This window comes from Saccharibacillus qingshengii (assembly GCF_013185195.1).
In the GTDB taxonomy this organism is placed as follows: Bacteria; Bacillota; Bacilli; order Paenibacillales; family Paenibacillaceae; genus Saccharibacillus; species Saccharibacillus qingshengii.
Window position 1 is genome coordinate 101,119 of sequence record NZ_JAAZWC010000003.1, and the last position, 17,808, is coordinate 118,926.

Below are 17,808 nucleotides of genomic sequence, written 5' to 3' on the forward strand. Positions count from 1 at the left end.
AACCCTCCAAGCAAACGGGAGCAAGCTTCTAACGGTCTCCGCCGGCGTGGGTCGACAAATCGTCGGCATCCCGGAAAAAAAAGCGGTAACCCACGTAAACGGCGAACAGAAACCCCGCATAGACCCCCAATACGGTCAGAGTTCTCGGCAGATCGGTAAACAAACTTTGTCCGACAAAAGCAAATACGAGCATCGCCGGGATTTTACCGAGCGCGGAAGCCGTGACATACACGAGAGGACGAATATTCAAAAAGGCGGGATACAAATTCACGAGCGCCTGGGGCAGCAGCGGAACGAGGCGGGCGGCAAGAATCACCACAAACGGCCGGCGTTCCATCAGCAGACCGATCCGTTCCAGCCCCGAAAACCTGGCGAGTGCGGCGCGGCCCTGCTCCCGAAAGTAACGGCGGGCGAGTACGTACTGCAGCAGGGAAGCCGTAGTTACCGCAAGCCAGGCCAACAAGGCGCCCGGCAGCGGACCGTACAGAAATCCCAGCGAGCCGATGACCAGTTTGTAAGGCAGCACCGGGAAAAAGGCAAACAAGAACCCAAGCGCGTAACCGGCGGCGGCCGGGAGCGAAACGTCTTCCATCAGCACTCTCAATTCATGGCGATAAATCAGGATCGGCAGCAGCGCCGCGGCATAGGCGGCAAGCGTGATCCATTTTTTCATACGGCGTCGCAGCTCCTTTCCGTCGGGATTCGGCAATCGGATTCGATTCGGTCCGGACCTGTACTCCGATTGTATGCGATGCGCCCGGAAGAAGTCGAGCAGCGGAGGCGCACGGAGCAGTTCGGCGGCATATTTCGGCAGTGGACGGCTCTTCATTTTACGGGCAGCCGAGCAAAAGGGTATACTTGGAAGAATGCAATTCAAGACAGATCATGGAGGAGGCAGACGATGGATATACCCGGAAAAATGTCCGTACAGGGCGGACGATGGCAGGGTCGGTACGGCCAGATGGCGGACTCCGACGTTCTGCTGGATCCGCTGTGGGGAACGGCGACCGAGCTCAGCGCGGTTGAAGCCGCGCTGCTGCGTACACCCGCGCTGCGCCGTCTGCATTATGTGCGGCATGCGGGGCCGGCGGCCCTGCATACGCAGCATACGTCGACGCGGCTTCAGCATACGCTGGGCGTATTTGCCTTGATTGCCCACTTTGCGCCGGACTGGTCGGAACTGCGGGCGGCGGCTCTGCTGCATGACGTGGGACACGGTCCGTTCAGCCATGCGCTGGAAGGCATCGGAGGATTCGACCATCATCGCCGATCGGAAGCCGAACGGCATTCGCCCGAGATTCGATAGGCGCTGCGCGGTTTGAATCTTGTTGAAGTCGTCGATCTGATCGAAGGGTTCCGGCCCAATCCGCTGCGAAGCCAAGACGGAGCGCTGCATGCCGATCATCTCGATTCCTGGGTTCGCAGCGCAGCGGCGTTCGGTATTCTGCCCAAGCCCGCGCCTGAGCTGCTGCCCGGATTTCGCTTGTCGGGCTCCCGGCTCGAAGCCGATCCGGACACCGCCGAGCTGACTTTGCAGCTGATCCTGCACGAAGCCCGGTATCATGCTTCGGCGGAAAATATCGGTCCGGCGGCTGTTCTGCGGGCCCTGACGATCCGTTTGATCGAAGCCGGCGGGCTGCCGCCTTCGCAGCTTGGTGAACGGACGGACGAAGAACTGCTGGTTCTGCTTCGGCAGCACGCGTCTACGGCCGAAGAGACGGCGAGGCTGCTGTATCGGCCGCATGAACTGCGCGTTGCCTGGGCGGAGGGAGATGCGCCTTCGCACGCGTATCGACACAAACTGAGCAAGCTGTATCTGGCTGTGCCCCGTATTTCTAACGGGCAGGAAGCAGAGAGCCTGCCGTCCTACCCGCTCATTGCCGAAGTCGAGCGGCTGATCGGCGAGTACCTCGTGTTCTGGGAAGAGGAAGAACGATGAGCGGCACCGCGCCGAACGAAGAGACGCGGCTGTATTTTGTCCGGCATGCCCATTCGCCTTATATTCATGGTAGGGAAATGGAACGCGGATTGTCCGCCGCAGGAAGAGCGGATGCGGAGAACCTGCGGCTTCGTCTGGAGCAGGAAAACATCGGCATCTTCGTATCCAGTCCGTACCGCCGGGCAATCGATACCCTCGCGCCGCTTGCCGAATCCGCGGGGCAGCCGATCCTGCTTTTTGAGGGTCTGCAAGAACGGCTGGTCTCGGGAAGTCGGGATCTCGGTGCGGCCGGTTTTCTGGAAGAGAAAGCGCGCTGTTACGCGGATTTCGATTACTGTCCGCCGGGGGGCGAGAGCAGCCGGGCAGCAGCGGGAAGAGCGATGCCCGTGCTTCGCGAACTGCTGCATAACCATGCCGGGCAGCGGATCGCGATCGGGACGCACGGCGATATTCTGACGCTTATGCTGAACGGATTCGCTCCGGAATTCGGCTTCGAATTCTGGCAGCGGCTGTCCATGCCCGACGTATACTGTGCTTTTTTTGACCAAGGAATATACAGAGGGGTCGAACGGATTCGCTGCGTTTGAAGACATTCGGGTTCGGGATTCTGCATAGACTGAATAAGTCGCACTTCAAGGAAAAATCGGGGTTGACAGACTTCTTGAAACCGGATTACAATGGCACCAAATCAAAACGCAATGAACGGGATCAGTAACCGGAACAGCCGTCCAGAGAGCTGCGAACCAAGGTGCGACGCAGCCGGCATGAACCGATGAACTCACCCGGAAGCGGTCGGGCCCAGCGGTCCTACGCGGCGAGAAGCCGCGAAGGAGAAGCAAGCGCGAACGGATTCGCCCACGTGAGAGGGCCGACGAGCGGATTTGCGCTTCGTCCGAACCGGAATCGGCAGCAGCCGAGACCAGGGGCGGATAGGCAATAATCAACGAGAGTGGTACCGCGACAGCAAAGCCTGTCGTCTCTTGAACAAGAGACGACAGGCTTTTTTTGCGTACGCCGCGTTAGAGAAACATGAAAGCAAGGCGTATCGGAAACGATCGAATACGAAGAAATGCGATGAACGGGAGCAGTAGGAGACAGGCGTTTTGCAGAGAGCCGCAGAAAAGGTGCAATGCGGTATTCGCCCGATCCGAACTCGCCCGGGAGCGAGGAAGCCGAATTCCGGCCCGAAGTCCGAAGTGGACTTCGCCGGATTCAAGCCGACCGGTCCGCCCCGCCGTTATCCGGGGTTCAAGCGGATCTTTGCGCAGCGCAAAGATCAACGAGAGTGGTACCGCGGCGGCCCAGGCCCGTCGTCTCTTGATTCAAGAGACGACGGGCCTTTTTGTATACAACCAGAATGCGCGCAAGGGACGTGAAACCCCCCACTATTCCGGCCGGAAACGGTCCAATCGGAGGCGAAATCAGATGACAGAACCAAGAAAAATCAAGATTTTCGACACGACGCTCAGAGACGGCGAGCAGGCGCCGGGCGCTTCGCTTGACGTGGAGCAAAAGGTTAAGCTGGCCCATCAGCTGGCACGCTTGGGCGTCGATACGATCGAGCCGGGGTTCCCGATCTCGAGTCCCGGCGATTTCCGGGCCGTGCAGCGGATCTCGCGTGAAATCGGCGGTGTCGAAATTTGCGGTTTTGCCCGAGCGGTCAAAGCCGATATCGATGCCGCGGTCCGGGCGACGGAAGATGCGCAGCGCAGACGGCTGCATCTGTTTTTGTCATCGTCGACGATCCATTTGGATTTCCAGTTGAAAAAAACGCGTGCGGAAGTTGTCCGTTTGGCGAGGGAGATGGTCGCTTATGCCAAAGGATTTGCGGACGAAATTGAATTTTCGCCGATGGATGCGACACGGACCGGCGACGAGTTTCTGTTCGAGGTGCTGGAGGCGGTAATCGAAGAAGGGGCGACGATCCTGAATATTCCGGATACGGTCGGTTTCGCGCTGCCGGAAGAGTACGGGGCGATGTTTACGCGGGTGATGAATAGCGTACGCGGCAGCGACCGGGTCGAGTTCAGCGCCCACTGCCACAACGATCTGGGATTGGCCGTAGCCAACAGCCTGGCCGCCGTCAAGGCGGGAGTCACGCATGTCGAAGTAACGGTGAACGGGATCGGCGAGCGTGCGGGCAACTGCTCGCTGGAAGAACTGACGATGGCGCTGGCCACACGTGGGGAACAGTTCGGCGTTACAACGGGGATTCGGCTGGAAGAGATTTATGCGGCTTCGCAGATGGTCAGCCGGATGACGGGTTCGCCGATTGCGTTCAACAAACCGATCGTCGGCCGCAATGCGTTCCAGCACGAAGCGGGGATCCATCAGGATGGACTGCTCAAGAACCGCAGCACGTATGAGATTATGGATCCCGAACGGCTGGGGATTCCCCGCAGCATGATCGTGCTGGGCAAGCATTCGGGACGCCATGCGCTGCGCCACCGGGTAGAAGAATTCGGAGTCGAACTGAACGCCGAGCAGTTGGAAACGTTCTATGCCGCATTCAAGGAAAAAGCCGACGCCCAAAAAACGGTCCACGATCACGAACTGCTGCAGCTGGCCGGGCAGGCCGTAGATCGGGCACTGGAGCCGTACACGCTGAGCGAAGTGCAGTTCGCAGCCGGAAGCGGCACTCATCGGGCCGCTTCCTGCAAAATTCGCGACAATGTCAGCGGACGCGAAGAAGTGTATACCGGCAGCGGCGAAGGACCGGTCGAAGCGGCGGTCGATGCGATCCGGAGCGCCGTGCCGGAACCGATCGAGTTTGCGGATCTGGAGCTGTATTCCGTTTCTTCCGGCGAGACGTCGGCCGGAGAAGCCGGAGTCACCGTCCGCTTGGGCGGGCTGCTGCATCGCGGCACGGCAACGAACCGCGACATTTTGCTGGCCGCGGCTGAAGCGTATATGGCCGCCTGCAACCGGGCGGTCAGAGAAGCGAGGTCGCAGGCCAAGAAGGAGTCGGAAACGACCGTTTCCTAGACGGGAACGGCCGAATCGAGGTTCAGAACAGACTCCAGTCCATCCGCTGCGAGAGCCGTTCAAGCAGGTGCACACCCGCGCTGCTGTTGCCTTTGGCGTTCAGGGCGGGTCCGATGACGCCGATACCCAGTGCGCCGGGGACAAAAGTCAGAATCCCGCCGGAAACGCCGCTTTTGGCCGGCAGTCCGGCTTTGATGGCGAATTCGCCGGAGGCATTGTACATGCCGCAGGTAATCATGAAGGTCTTAGCGATCTGGACGTAGCGGCGGGGAATCAGTTCTTCGCCGCTCAACGGATCGGTGCCGTCACCGGCCAGCACAAGCGCCATCCGGGCCAGGTCGCGGCAGGTGGCTTCGATCGAGCAGTGGCGGAAATACACGGACAGGACTTCTTCCACGCCTCCGCCCAGGACGCCGTTTTCTACAAGAAAATAGCTGATGGAACGGTTGAGGTTGCCCGTTTCGAATTCGGAACGATAGACCGCTTCATTGACCTGCAGCGCACTTCCGCCCGACAGACGGCGGAAAAATTCCAGGATGCGCGCGGATTTCTCTTCCGGCGAGGAGCCTTTGATCATGGAAGAAACGGTAATGGCTCCGGCATTGATCAGCGGATTAAACGGAATGCCCGGGCGGACCAGTTCCAGCTTGAGCATCGAATTGAAGTTGTCTCCCGTCGGTTCCATGCCGACGCGGCCGAATACGGCTTCTTCTCCGTTATCCATCAAAGCCAGAATAAGCGTGAATACCTTGGAAATGCTCTGCAGCGTAAAGGTGGTGCCGCAGTCGCCGGCCGAAGCGGATTCGCCGCCGAGATCGAGCAGGTGAATGCCCAGTGCATCCGCCCGCGCTTTGGACAATTCGGGAATATAGGAAGCCACTTCTCCGAGAGCAGCCTGCTTGCGGCTGTGTTCCAGCCATTCCGGCAGAAACTGCCGAACTTCCGCCAATCGCGCTTCTTTGTTTATCATGGACATCTCTCCTTGGAATCGGTTCGATTTCTGCCGTCGTTTTCCGGCTGCTTCCGTCGTCGTTTTTTATCATACCGCAGTCTCTCGGGCATAGACACCTGACATCTAATGTCTGCTTGACTGCCCGTTATCCGAGCAGTTACAATATTATATACGGTTTCGTGGAACAATGTTCCGCAAATCAGACCTAAACGTTCGGAAAAGCGGCGTGCGCGCAGGCGGACAATTCTTAAGAACGATATGCGAAAAGCGACAAACCGCCCGTTCCTTCGCGAACGGGCTTTATAGGGAGTGGAGATAATGGAGAGACTTCTCGAAGTCAAAGATTTGGCGATTTCATTCAAAACGCGCGCCGGCGAAGTTCAGGCAATCCGAGGCGTTAACTTCCATCTGAACAAAGGCGAGACGCTGGCAATCGTAGGCGAATCGGGTTCGGGCAAAAGTGTGACGTCCCAGGCGATCATGAAGCTCGTACCGGAACCGCAGGGTCAGTACAAACGCGGACAAATCCTGTTCGAAGGCCAGGATCTGATCAAAAAAACGCAAAACCAAATGCAAAAAATGCGCGGCAAAGAGATCGGCATGATCTTCCAGGATCCGATGACCTCGCTGAATCCGACCATGAAAGTCGGCAAGCAGATCACCGAGGTACTGTTCACGCACGAGAAGATTTCCGGAGCCGCCGCGCGTGCGCGCGGTCTGGAACTGCTGAATCTGGTCGGCATTCCGAACGCGGAAAAACGCTTCACCCAGTATCCGCACGAATTCTCCGGCGGTATGCGTCAGCGTGTCGTTATTGCCATGGCCCTTGCCGCCAATCCGAAGCTGCTGATCGCCGATGAACCGACGACGGCACTCGACGTTACCATCCAGGCCCAGATCCTCGAATTGATGAAGGATCTGCAGGCGAAGATCGGTACGGCTATCATCTTCATTACCCACGACCTTGGCGTTGTTGCCAAAATGGCCGACCGCGTAGCGGTTATGTATGCCGGCCAGATCGTGGAAATGGGAACGGCTGCCGAGATCTTCTACGATCCTCGCCATCCGTATACCTGGGGACTGCTCTCCTCGATGCCTGCGCTCGACAGTAACGGCGAACAGAAACTCAACGCCATTCCGGGTACGCCTCCGGATCTGCTGCACCCGCCGATCGGCGATGCGTTCGCTTTGCGCAGCAACTACGCCATGAAGATCGACTTCGAGAAGGAGCCTCCGATGTTCCAGGTATCCGATACTCATTTCGTCAAATCCTGGCTGCTCCATCCGGATGCTCCGCCGGTTACGCCGCCGGAAGCCGTGCAGCGCCGCCAGCGGAAGCTGGATAACGCTTATGCCACTCCGGTTCTGGTCCAAGTCTAAGACCGAAGCCTTACCGATTATGCATGAACAAAAGGGATGAAACCGAACTTCTTCGGCTTCATCCCTTTTTTGCTTGGAAACAAACGGCAGGGCAGAGAAGCCGGCCCGCAGGCAGGCGGAAAAGCGAACCGACTTAACGGAGCGCAGTCTTCGCCCGGCGGGTTCCCGGTTCTCTGAACTTGAAATAATACAGCAGCGAAGCGCTGACATACAAAGCGCCGGTGATACTGAACGTAATCGCGTATCCCCAATAGTCGCCGTACGTGGTGACGAGATAAGACTGCACCGGTCCCATACTGGCCCATCCGAGCATAAAAGCCGTCTGGGTCAGCGAGTTGGCCAGACTGCGCTTGCTGTCCGGAATCCGGTCGACCATGACGGCGGACTGGATCGGGTTGGCCGCATTCATCAGCGCCTGCCGGAACAAGAAAGCGACAGAAGCGATCAGCAGTATGTTCGTGAATCCGGTCGTCAGCAGGAACGGCAGCGACAGCATCTGGAACAAGACGACCGCGCGGACCGGACCGACCTTTCTCGACAGCGACGGGCCGATCAGCATGGAAATGATCGTCATGATCTGGCCGAGCGAGATCAGCAGGCTCATGGCGGTCAGCGAAACATCGAAACGGTTGGTGAAGTACAGATTCAGGTAAGGAACGACCAGTCCCGAGCCCAGGCCGATCGGAAGCTGGGCGAGAACAAACCAAAAGATAATCCGCCCGCTGCGCTCCGGCGCTTTTTCCGCCTTGGAGGAAGAAACCGGCGAAGCGGCCGGCTCGGAACTGGCCGCGCCGCCGCTTCCCGCGGCAAGCGAAGTCTTCGGCGGTTCCGACTGCCTGCGGTCTTCACGGATAAACAGCATGGGGACAAAAGCGGCAAGCGTTGCGATCCCTCCCGCAAATAACGTGAAGCGCAGGCTGGCTACCCGCTCGAAACCGGCATGCTGCAGCGCATCGGCGAGCACGCCGCCGCCCATGCTTCCGAGTACCTGCGCGGCCAGCATCAGCGACGAATAAGCACTGAATAGGGCCAGCCGCTGCGACTTTTTGACACTTTCGGCCAGGAACGGAATAGCCAACACCTGGAAGAAAGCGGCGAATATGCCGGAGCAGACGGCAAGAATCAGCAGCAGTGGCTCCGCTTCGGCCAAGGCGCGCAGTGCAAAGAAGACACCGCTGAGCAGGGCTCCGATTACCAGCAGCATCTTGCGGCTCAAGCGATCGCCGAACAAGCCGATCGGAATGAAAATGCAGGCCGTCGCCAAGGATTGGATACTAACGACGCGGCCGTTCATGGCATCGCCATAGCCGATTCCCTGAATATAAAGGTTGTACAAGACGGAAAACATGCCGCCGCCGATCTGATACAGCAGGTTGGCGGCGAAAAACAGTTTGACGTTGCGCGGCCAGCCGGCAATTCCGGCCGTCATGCGCCTGAACGATTCCAAGGGAGGACCTCCTTTTTTTGAACATGACTTTTCTATTTTACCAGTTTGGGCGAAAAGGGGGAAGGAAGCGCGGAGATCCGTAAGTGCTTTAAAGCACTTACGGACCGGATTGCCGGTTAGATTTCCCGCTTGTCCATCGTTTATAATGGGAAAGAAATCGGAATGAACGAAAGTGGGGGTGGAAGATGGGACTGACCGAACACAATCGCAGCCGTCTGGAACAAGCGATCGAAGAACACGGTTTTGCGCATGCGGCCGATTATCTGCGCCGCACAATCAAACAGACGGTCGTATGGACGAAGACCGGACCGGAACCGTATGCACAAACGGGCGGTTCGCGGGTCGGAGGAGAACCGGACCTGCCGGATTCGCTGGCATGGCCGGTCGATTCGGACGGTCTTCTGATGTCGTTCGTGCTCCAGCTCAACCTGGCGGAGCTGCAGGATGCGGAGACTCGCCTGCCGGCCGACGGCATGCTGTTCTTTTTTGTCGGAGATTACGGGCTGGAAACCGAACACCGCGTGCTGCACGCGGCGGCGGCAGAAATGGGAAGCGCAAAGCGCACCGCGGCTCCTGGAAAGCTTTCGTTTGAAGAAGACTTCGGCCCTTATCATCCCTACCTGCTGAAATCGGGCGCTTCGCTGCAGCTGCCGAGTTACTCTTATGTGGACGAAGAGGCGGTCGAAGACGACGATCACGGTTGGGAAGAATACGAAGAGATCAGTTTCAGTATCCGGGGAGACTCGAAAAAAGAAGTGGTCCGTATGTTCGGCTATGCCGAAGGCCAGCACGGTGACGACGAGTATCTGGCCGCGCTGTCGCTGTTTGGCTGCGAAGAGACCTACTATCCCGACGAAGCGATCGCCCGTTTGACCTTGCCATTGGGCAGCGAAGAGCTTGCACGGCGCGAGGTGGCCGATATCGTGATGCTGGCGGAGATCGAATCGGACGACGATATCGGCTTTATGTGGGGAGACGCGGGCGTGCTGCATTATTTTATACGCTGGGAGGATCTGTTGGCCGGCCGCTTCGACCGTACGTATTGTGCTTATTATTCGAGCTGACCATTCAAGGAGGAACGCGATATGACGAATCCGCACGAACCAGAGGCAGAACAAGCCGGAGACGGAATGAACAGCGAGACCGAAGCGATGCTGGCGGCTGAAAAAGACTTCGGATTTGCCCGCGTGTACACGATCGAGCTGAAGTACAAAGAGAAGCCCGACTTTTCGCGCAAACGCCTCTACGAGAAAATGCAGCTGTATACGGGCACGATCGAACAGCCGGAAGAACAAAAGCTGGAAGACCGTCTGGTCGTCTGGGAACCGTCGGACCGCTCGGAGACCGATATGCTGCACTTTTTCCATCTGAACTATCCGGTAAAATTCGCCGACGGCGAAATGCCCGCGCAGACTTCGCTGATGTCGATGCCCAGCCGCCCGGCTGAGGAATACGAGACCGCCATCCAGCAGGCTTGGCATTGGGCCGATGCGGGAGCGGTTGTTGCGCAGTGCCGCTACTCCGTCCGGTTGATCGATATGATGGCTTCGGGACTGGCTCCCCAGGATCGGCTGAGACTTCTGACCGGCGCGCTGCGCGCCGTGCTGGAGACGGCGCCGTGCGACGCCGTTTATTTCCGCGAAAGCGACAAACTGCTGGAACCGGGCGACTATCTGACAGCGATCGAAGCGGGCGGCATTCTGTACGGAGCGATGAATGTAAGGTTCTATAATGTGGAAGGCACGGGCAGCGGCAGAAACGAAATGCTGATGGATACCCTCGGACTGGCCGCGCTGGGCATCCCCGATGTACAGTGTCATTTTTTTGATCTGGAGCCGACCGGAGTAGCCCAACAGGTCACGAATCTGGGGTATTACCTGTTCGACAGCGGCGATGTGATTCAAGATGGAGAAACGTTCGGGCCAACCGAAGATGTCCGCTGGCGCTGTGAGCATCAGTATGCGCTGTCGCCTCCCCACCGCCTCGTGCTGGACGTCGATCCGGGTCAGCCTTATTACGCCGGGCATCATAAAGCGCCGGTCGAAGAGTAAAGGCGGCTTCGCTCCGGCAGCGGGCCGGCGAAGATAAGTCAAAATTTAAATAAGTAAAATTTAGCATAACTGTTTCGAATTTGTGTAAGCTATACAGGGCCTGTATACTGGAGAGGACAGCTTGAACAAACGCTTCGTCTGCGAGCTTTGCGGCCGGCGTGGGCTGATTGGACACAGGAGAGTGACGCATGCGCAAAATCAAAGTGGTTACGGATTCGACCGTTGATCTGAGCGATCGGGTATTGGCGGAATACGGAGTTGAAATGGTTCCGCTCTCTTTTACCATCGACGGACAAAACTATACGGACCGGGTGGACATTACCCCGGAAACGTTTATCCAAAAAATGATCCATGCCGTCGAACTGCCGAAAAGCTCACAGCCGGCTCCCGGAACGTTCGTCGAATTGTATGACCGCCTGGGGGCGGAAGGTTACGACGTGATCTCGATTCATATGACCGGAGGAATGAGCGGAACGGTTCGCTCCGCCGAAATGGCGGCGGACATGACCGAAACGAACGTCACCGTGGTCGATTCGAAATATATTTCCAGAGGACTGGCTTTCCAGGTTATCGAAGCGGCCGAAATGGCGGCGGCGGGGCGGACAATGGAAGAGATTCTGGCCCGTCTGGACGAAGTGCGCGCGGCAACCCGGCTGTATGTGGTTGTCGACACGCTGGAGAACCTGGTCAAAGGCGGCCGGATCGGCCGAGGCAAGGCGCTGATCGGATCGCTGCTGCATATCAAACCGATCGGCATGCTCAAAGACGGGGTGTATACGCCGGAGTCCAATCCGCGCAGCCACGCCCAGGTCGTCAAACATCTGGCCCGCGAGTTTGCCGAAGACGTCAAAGGACGGACGATCAAAGGCGTGGGTCTGGTACACGCCGAAGGCAGCAAGCTGGCGGAGAGCCTCAAAGCCAAAATTCACGAACTGACCGGATATACGCAGATCGAGATCGATTATACGACGCCCGTCATCAGCACGCATACGGGACCCGGAGCGATCGGATTTATGTATTATTACGAATAAACGCTGCGTATGTACCCGTTCGAAACACCAAAAAGCCGTTCCCCGAGGGGAACGGCTTTTTCTGTATTTTTCTGTATTACACCGTCTTCAGATACTGGACGAGCGTCAGGAGGCCTTTGTCGAAATTCTCCAGATTGAAATGCTCGTTCGGCGCGTGCAGATTCTCGTCCGGCAGACCGAAGCCCATCAGAACGACCGGCGCTTCCAATACCCGGGAGAACGCTTCGATGATCGGGATCGAGCCGCCGTCTTTCGTGAACAAAGCGCGTACGCCGTATACGGTTTCGTAGGCGTCGGCCGCTTTTTGCAAGAAAGGATGGGACGGGTCGATATTGAAAGCAAATGCTTTCTCGCCCGGTACGAGTGTCAGTTTGGCCCCGACAGGGGTATGGGCGTGCAGATGGCGTTCGATTTTGTTCAAGATATCCTGCGGATCCTGATTTGCGACCAGGCGGCAGGTGATCTTGGCATGTGCTTCTTTGGGGATGACCGTCTTGGTACCTTCGCCCTGGAAGCCGCCGTAAACGCCGTTCAGTTCAAGCGTAGGACGTACGCCGGTACGCTCAAGGAAAGAGTAGCCTTCTTCGCCGAACAGGGAGTCGAGACCCAGATCGGTTTGGAGTTTTTCTTCGTCGTAATCCATTTTGGCCAGCTCGCCGCGCATGTCTTCGGTCAGCGGAAGCACATCGTCATAGAATCCGTCCACCCGGACGCGGCCCGTCTTCTCATCGTGCAGCGAGTTCAGCAGACTGACGATCGCGTGCAGGGCGTTCGGAACGCCGCCGCCGAACGAACCGGAATGCAGATCCGTATTGGCCGTGTTCAGCGAGACTTCGATCGAGCACAGTCCGCGCAGACCCGTGCTGATCGCCGGCTTGCCGCGCTCGAGCAGCGAAGTGTCCGAGATAAGAACGGCATCGGCCGCAAGAGCTTCCGCATGCTTGTCCAGGAACTCGACCAGATTCGGGCTCGAGACTTCTTCTTCGCCTTCGATACACAGCTTGACGTTGACCGGAAGTTTGCCTTCCTGATTCAGGATCGCTTCCAGCGCTTTGACATGCAGCAGCACCTGCCCTTTGTCGTCCGTTGCGCCGCGCGCATACAGTTTGCCGTCGCGCTCGGTCGGTTCAAAAGGAGGCGTCTCCCACAGATTCAGCGGATCGACCGGCTGTACGTCGTAATGACCGTAGATCAGCAGCGTCGGCGCGCCTTCCGCATGCAGGTGGTCGGCGGTCAGGATCGGATGACCTTCCGTTTCGTTCAGCGTTATGTTCTCGAGTCCGGCGCGTACGAGCGCGTCCTTCAGCCATTCGGCCGCACGGCGGACATCGCCTTTGTGCGCGGACAGCGCGGAGATGCTCGGAATCGCCAGCCATTCCTTGAGTTCGTTCAGGTGTTTCTCGCGGTTCTGTTCGAAATAAGTTTGGTAGTTGTTCATTGGGTTAAAAAGAAGCCTCCTTGTACGATCGTCTCGGGGGTAATTGTACTACAAAAAAACGCATGCCGGAAAGGCATGCGTGTCAGGGGCGGGACGCCGGGGCGGTTCTTGGAACAGCTCCGGGCCTTATGCCATGCGGCTTGGCGCGCCGCTTCTTCGCTTATTGGTGCAGCGAAAAATTGATGGAACCGACCATGGTGCCGCTGCGCGCGAAAGTCAATTCGTAGATGCCGGGTTCCCAGTTCGTATTGTCGAGGTCCATCCGGATCTGCTGCGTCGAATCGTCTTCTTCGACCTTCTGCTGCTGGACAACCTCTCCCGTACTTTCGGAAATGACCGACAGGATTGCCGTGTGATCGCGGGTGATTCCGGTTTCGGGATAATCGGCGATCGCGTAAATCGGTTTGGTACGGCTGAACGAAGTCCCGCTGTCGGTGACACCGGTCTCGTCGCTGTTCAGCGTTTGTCCCATTTGAAGTCCGAACGGACTTTGCTGGGGATTGGATCTTGCATATACGAGGAAAATGACGACGGCGACGATCGCGATTACCGCGACCAGGCCTCCGATGATCCCCAACGCTTTCTTTTGCCCTGCATTCATCTATTTGTTCCTCCTCGGAATTCGGTTCCGTTATCCAGTATACGCCATACTCCCTGGTGCCCGCAAAAAAGATTCAAAACAAGGCCCGGCCAAACAAAGAACCTGTCCGGTTGGGAACAGGTTCAGAAAGCGGAACGCCGGATTGGCGCTTCGCCAAAAAAGGCTTGGGACGGCTGCCCGGCTTCAACCCGTTCTGCGGCGGCTTCTTCTGCGAAGCAGATAAACCTGGTTGTGCAGGGCAAGATGGAATCGAATACTGTTCATCAACTCCGGATTATCCTCCCGTTCGACTTCTCGGATGCGCTGCTCTTTGACGGAGTCCGGACTGAGTAGAAATTCGGTCATCCACAAAGAATAATTCGGTCTGCCTGTCATAACGGTCCCTCCTCGAAATTTGGGGTGAGGTGCGGTTAGGTCTTATTTCCATTATACGCCTCTCGCGGAAAAAAAGATGAGTCCCGGATTAAAATTGTGCGCGGAGCGCCTCAATGATTTGTTGGACATTCCAAGCCGTGAAACGGCCGTCCGCGGAGCCGGCATAGACGGTCTCGCCGTCGGCATTCAACAGTCCGTTCTGAACGAGACGTCCGTTATTTTCGGTATACGCGGCGGAGAACCCGTCGATTCGCCGCTTGAGACTGCCGGCCTTCGCATCGAAAGCGAGCAGGTCGCTTCCGTAGGGCAGCAGCAGAAGGTCGTCGATTCGGACAAAGTCTCCGGCTTGCAGCAGATTCTGCTGACCCGCCCGTGCAAACTCTGCCGTCTGCGTCTTCCAGCGTAGCTGTCCGTCTTCGGCCGACAGCGCTGCGGGAATCCCGTTCAGCAGCACATACAGCACGTCTTCATCCATCAGCGGATGGGAAGCACGGCCCGGAACGGACCAGACTTCGCGTGCGGCTTGAACATCGTAGAGGATCGACTCGAACAGCGAACCGTCCGCATAGACCGGACTGTCTATCGCCCGGAGGATCAGCAGATAACGGCTGCCGAGCATATCGACTTCTTCATTGGAGCGGATTGCGCGGCGACCGAGAATTTCGCCGGTTGCCGTATCGAGGCGAATCCAGTCGCTGCCGAGCGTCACCCAGCGGGCGCCGCTGCTCGGGGCGAAGGGACCGCTGCGTTCGCCTGCCGGGAATACGGAATCGAGATAGGGATTGGGCAGCGTATCGACTTCCGATTTGAGACTCCAGACCGCCCGTCCGGTGAGCGGGTCGAGCGCCTGGATCCAGCGGCCCTGCTGGATCAGGACATAGGGATCGTTCGAGCCTTCGTTCAAGACAACATAGGGATCCGCGAATTCTTTGGTCCAGAGAAGATTTCCCGAGCGCTGGGAACGCACGGTCAAGATCCCTTTCTCTGCCGCATCGGGCTGAAGCGCCACAATCGCGGCGGTGCCGGCGGCGAAAATCCGGATTCCCGGCGAATCTGCCGCATCTCCGGCTTCCCGGCTCCAGCGCACGGCGCCGTCGCTCAGGCGGATACTGCGGAGCATGGGCCGGTTTGCTTGATCCGAATCGGCTCCGGTGAACACAAGTACGGAACGTCCGTCTTGGCCGGGAAGCGCGTCGAGACGTCCGCCTCCGGCACCCCTCTCCCACAGCTTCCTGCCGCTTGACCGGTCAAGCGCGTAAATGCCGCTCTGCGGATGGCCGCCTGGAACATCGTCGCTTCGCACCAGCAGGACGTTATCCGAAGCGTCCAGCAGGTATTGGGCATCCAGCGCCGCTTGCGACTGCCAGACCGGTTCGGGAGAAACGGAAGGAACGACCGGCAGCGTCCGGAATTCATATTTGAACGTATAGGGAGGCTGTTCGGAATGGATTCCGGTCTGCGGAGCTTCCGAAGTTGCCAGAATCCAGTTCCATTCCAACAGCGCGCCTCCGGGAGAGAAAGAGATCGTCAAATGCGCGCCGCTTCGTTCGTAACGCCACAATTCGCCGCGTGCTTCCGCGTTTGCGGCATCGGTTGTTCCGCGATGCGGAAGCGGCGAACGGGAGTAGGGTTCGCCCAACAGTTCAAGCACCCGCTTCTTCGATACGCCTGACGTGAGCGACGTTTCCGTCAAGCTTCGCACGCTGTCTGTCGACAAGCTGGAATTCGCGGCGAACAGCCCGCCTTCGGGAGGGACGGCACTTTGCACTTCGGTGCTTGCGACCCACAGCAGAGCCGGCCTTACAACCGTTCCATGGGCATAACCGGGATCGGACGGAAGAGAAATCCCGTACCAATCTCCCCAGCGGAGCGCCGATAAAGCTCCGGATTCGGCATATTCCGCAGGCCAGGAAAGTTCGCTTTCCGGAAACAGATGCAGCTTGGCATCCGGCTTCATCCGGATCGTCAGCGGTTCGGCGTTTTGGGCCGAAGCCGCCGCGCTTTCTGTGTACCAGACCGGGATGTGAACTTTTTCGCCGAGCGGGGTAATGGCTTCATAGAGTTCGCCGCTGCGGCCGGTTACGTTCAGGTCGGAGCCCGGATTTTCGTAATAACTGACCCCTAGAGAAGAACGGCTGTTTTCGCTTGGACGCATTTTGAAATAGGGGGCGGACAGCCGCAGCTGAACGTTTCCGTTCTCGGCCGCAGGCTGCCCGGCTGCAAAGACCGGATGAGCGGGAAGTGCGGCCGCCGTCAGCAGAAGCAGAGGGAGGCAGAGGACGAGACCCGCACGGAGCGTAGGGGTTCGCAAAGAGCGGATCCGCTGCCGGTTCTGCCGGATTGCAGCGGGCTTTTGATAAGGTGGGTACAGGGGAAAACGTTTCATGGATCATGACCTCCCGGATTGCGTGAACTTCGGATGCTGCCTCTTTAGACGCTCGGGCTGGCAAAAAAGTTTGCCCTGCGCACAAAATAAGCAAGACGCTGCCGGCCCGAAGGAGCGGACCGCCTGCCCGCAAATTCGTCGCCGGCTGCCGGCCGTAGTATAATGGGGGAAATCACAACATGACGAGAGCGGATCCAGATCCGTTTTCGTCCGCAGGGGGAGAGGCGATGAAGAAGCAGGTCACAGGGGGCTCGTCCCTTCCCTCGGGACAAAAGATAGAAGGACTGCATGCCGTGCTTGCCGGAACGGCCGGCGAATATCCGCCTGTCGTATTCGAGCACGGATGCGGCGTATCGTCCGAGGTATGGTCGCTTGTGTATCCGGAAATAGCCGAGCTGACCCAGACGCTTGTCTATGATCGCGCCGGCTACGGATTCAGCGACCCCGGTCCGCTTCCCCGAACGAGCGACCGCTGCGTGGAAGATCTGCGAAGACTCGTCGAACGACTAGGAATTGCGCGGCCGTTTATTCTGGTCGGACATTCGCTTGGCGGATTCTACGCCCGGCTGTATGCCGAAAGATATCCCGAGGATGTCGCGGCACTGGTGCTGATCGATGCTTCGCACGAGGACGAGATTCGGGGAGCTTTCCCGATTCCTTATCTCAAGCGGCAAAAGTTGAGTGTCCGGCTGTATGGTCTGGCCAAATACGCCACCCAAATCGGGCTGCTTCCCTGGCTGGCCGCCAGACGCTGGATTCCGGGCTTCGGCAGGTTTGTCGCGAAACTGCCGCAGCGGGCGAGCGATGCCATGTGGGACCGCGTATTCAGTGCCGACAGCCTGGCTGCGGCCGAGAGCGAATACGAATGTTTCGTAGGCGAGACGGGCAGCGTTCCGGGTTCGCGATTTGTAAGGCTTCCGTTGGCTGTCGTCAAAGCCGGGATCTACCGTCCTTCCGCTTCGACCAGACGGACGGTCCGGCAGGAAGTGGAGCGTACGCTGTACAACACGGCAGTCAAAATGAAAGACTTGTCCGAAACGGGCCGCCTGCTTGAAGTGGACGGCAGCGGACATCATGTGCAGGTAGACAAACCCGGCACGGTGATCGGCCTGCTCAAAAGACTGCTGGACATTCTGCATGCCCGAAACGCGGGCGGCGCCGGAACATATCCGGAAAGAACCCGGTAACAAGCAACCATAAACGGCTTCGGCCGAAGGAGGAAC

The 17,808-nt window shown here is 58.2% G+C and carries 16 protein-coding genes and 1 other annotated feature; of the genes, 9 read left to right on the forward strand and 7 right to left on the reverse strand.

The genetic code is table 11. From position 1 onward, the window contains the following. Positions 1-28: 28 nt before the first annotated feature. Positions 29-673 (reverse strand): TVP38/TMEM64 family protein, encoded by a 645-nt coding sequence (locus tag HRQ60_RS03960; protein WP_172194341.1) that lies wholly within the window; start codon positions 671-673, stop codon positions 29-31. A gap of 228 nt (positions 674-901) precedes the next feature. Here HRQ60_RS03960 and HRQ60_RS03965 point away from each other — a divergent pair, with 228 nt between their 5' ends. The 4 genes from HRQ60_RS03965 to HRQ60_RS03980 all read left to right on the forward strand — a co-directional run bounded on the left by HRQ60_RS03965 (position 902) and on the right by HRQ60_RS03980 (position 4,924). Next, a complete protein-coding gene (locus HRQ60_RS03965; RefSeq protein ID WP_172194342.1) occupies positions 902-1,306 on the forward strand; it encodes an HD domain-containing protein in 405 nt (134 codons plus the stop codon). Positions 1,307-1,318: 12 nt separating this feature from the next. Next, the gene (locus HRQ60_RS03970) at positions 1,319-1,939 is read left to right on the forward strand and encodes a hypothetical protein (protein WP_172194343.1); all 621 of its coding nucleotides are present in this window, start codon (positions 1,319-1,321) and stop codon (positions 1,937-1,939) included. Next, positions 1,936-2,526: a histidine phosphatase family protein gene (locus HRQ60_RS03975; protein ID WP_172194344.1), complete on the forward strand. Its 591-nt coding sequence runs from the start codon at positions 1,936-1,938 to the stop codon at positions 2,524-2,526. Before HRQ60_RS03970 ends, HRQ60_RS03975 begins: the two co-directional genes overlap by 4 nt. A 478-nt stretch (positions 2,527-3,004) precedes the next feature. Next, positions 3,005-3,260 (forward strand) — a binding site (T-box leader). Positions 3,261-3,364: 104 nt separating this feature from the next. Continuing rightward, on the forward strand, positions 3,365-4,924 hold the full coding sequence (locus tag HRQ60_RS03980) for a 2-isopropylmalate synthase (protein ID WP_172194345.1): 1,560 nt from the start codon (positions 3,365-3,367) through the stop codon (positions 4,922-4,924). Between the two features lie 22 nt (positions 4,925-4,946). On the opposite strand, the gene glsA is transcribed toward HRQ60_RS03980, so the two are convergent. Beyond that, entirely contained in the window at positions 4,947-5,894 is a 948-nt protein-coding gene (gene glsA, locus HRQ60_RS03985; RefSeq protein WP_172194346.1) for a glutaminase A, read from the reverse strand. Positions 5,895-6,194: 300 nt separating this feature from the next. On the opposite strand from glsA, the gene HRQ60_RS03990 reads away from it, so the two are divergent. Further along, complete coding sequence (locus tag HRQ60_RS03990; protein WP_216671472.1) at positions 6,195-7,256, forward strand: ABC transporter ATP-binding protein; 1,062 nt, start codon at positions 6,195-6,197, stop codon at positions 7,254-7,256. 133 nt (positions 7,257-7,389) lie between these two features. Here HRQ60_RS03990 and HRQ60_RS03995 read toward each other — a convergent pair whose 3' ends face one another. Then, positions 7,390-8,703, reverse strand: a complete 1,314-nt coding sequence (locus tag HRQ60_RS03995; RefSeq protein ID WP_425501620.1) for an MFS transporter — start codon at positions 8,701-8,703, stop codon at positions 7,390-7,392. 185 nt (positions 8,704-8,888) lie between these two features. Between HRQ60_RS03995 and HRQ60_RS04000 the strand changes: the two genes are divergently transcribed. The 3 genes from HRQ60_RS04000 (at position 8,889) to HRQ60_RS04010 (ending at position 11,785) form a co-directional block, all read left to right on the forward strand. Next, positions 8,889-9,767, forward strand: coding sequence for a DUF1963 domain-containing protein (locus HRQ60_RS04000; protein WP_172194348.1), 879 nt, complete (start codon positions 8,889-8,891; stop codon positions 9,765-9,767). Between the two features lie 21 nt (positions 9,768-9,788). Then, on the forward strand, positions 9,789-10,754 hold the full coding sequence (locus HRQ60_RS04005) for a DUF4261 domain-containing protein (protein WP_172194349.1): 966 nt from the start codon (positions 9,789-9,791) through the stop codon (positions 10,752-10,754). A gap of 188 nt (positions 10,755-10,942) precedes the next feature. Beyond that, entirely contained in the window at positions 10,943-11,785 is an 843-nt protein-coding gene (locus tag HRQ60_RS04010; protein ID WP_172194350.1) for a DegV family protein, read from the forward strand. Between the two features lie 76 nt (positions 11,786-11,861). On the opposite strand, the gene HRQ60_RS04015 is transcribed toward HRQ60_RS04010, so the two are convergent. The 4 genes from HRQ60_RS04015 to HRQ60_RS04030 all read right to left on the reverse strand — a co-directional run bounded on the left by HRQ60_RS04015 (position 11,862) and on the right by HRQ60_RS04030 (position 16,585). Then, the gene (locus HRQ60_RS04015) at positions 11,862-13,223 is read right to left on the reverse strand and encodes a dipeptidase (protein ID WP_172194351.1); all 1,362 of its coding nucleotides are present in this window, start codon (positions 13,221-13,223) and stop codon (positions 11,862-11,864) included. Positions 13,224-13,383: 160 nt separating this feature from the next. Then, positions 13,384-13,824, reverse strand: a complete 441-nt coding sequence (locus HRQ60_RS04020; protein ID WP_172194352.1) for a hypothetical protein — start codon at positions 13,822-13,824, stop codon at positions 13,384-13,386. 183 nt (positions 13,825-14,007) lie between these two features. After that, positions 14,008-14,199, reverse strand: coding sequence for a hypothetical protein (locus HRQ60_RS04025; RefSeq protein WP_172194353.1), 192 nt, complete (start codon positions 14,197-14,199; stop codon positions 14,008-14,010). A gap of 88 nt (positions 14,200-14,287) precedes the next feature. Further along, on the reverse strand, positions 14,288-16,585 hold the full coding sequence (locus HRQ60_RS04030) for an outer membrane protein assembly factor BamB family protein (RefSeq protein WP_172194354.1): 2,298 nt from the start codon (positions 16,583-16,585) through the stop codon (positions 14,288-14,290). A gap of 227 nt (positions 16,586-16,812) precedes the next feature. Between HRQ60_RS04030 and HRQ60_RS04035 the strand changes: the two genes are divergently transcribed. Continuing rightward, positions 16,813-17,772 carry an alpha/beta hydrolase gene (locus HRQ60_RS04035; RefSeq protein WP_172194355.1) on the forward strand — a complete coding sequence of 320 codons (960 nt, stop codon included), beginning with the start codon at positions 16,813-16,815 and terminating at the stop codon, positions 17,770-17,772. Positions 17,773-17,808 lie beyond the last annotated feature (36 nt).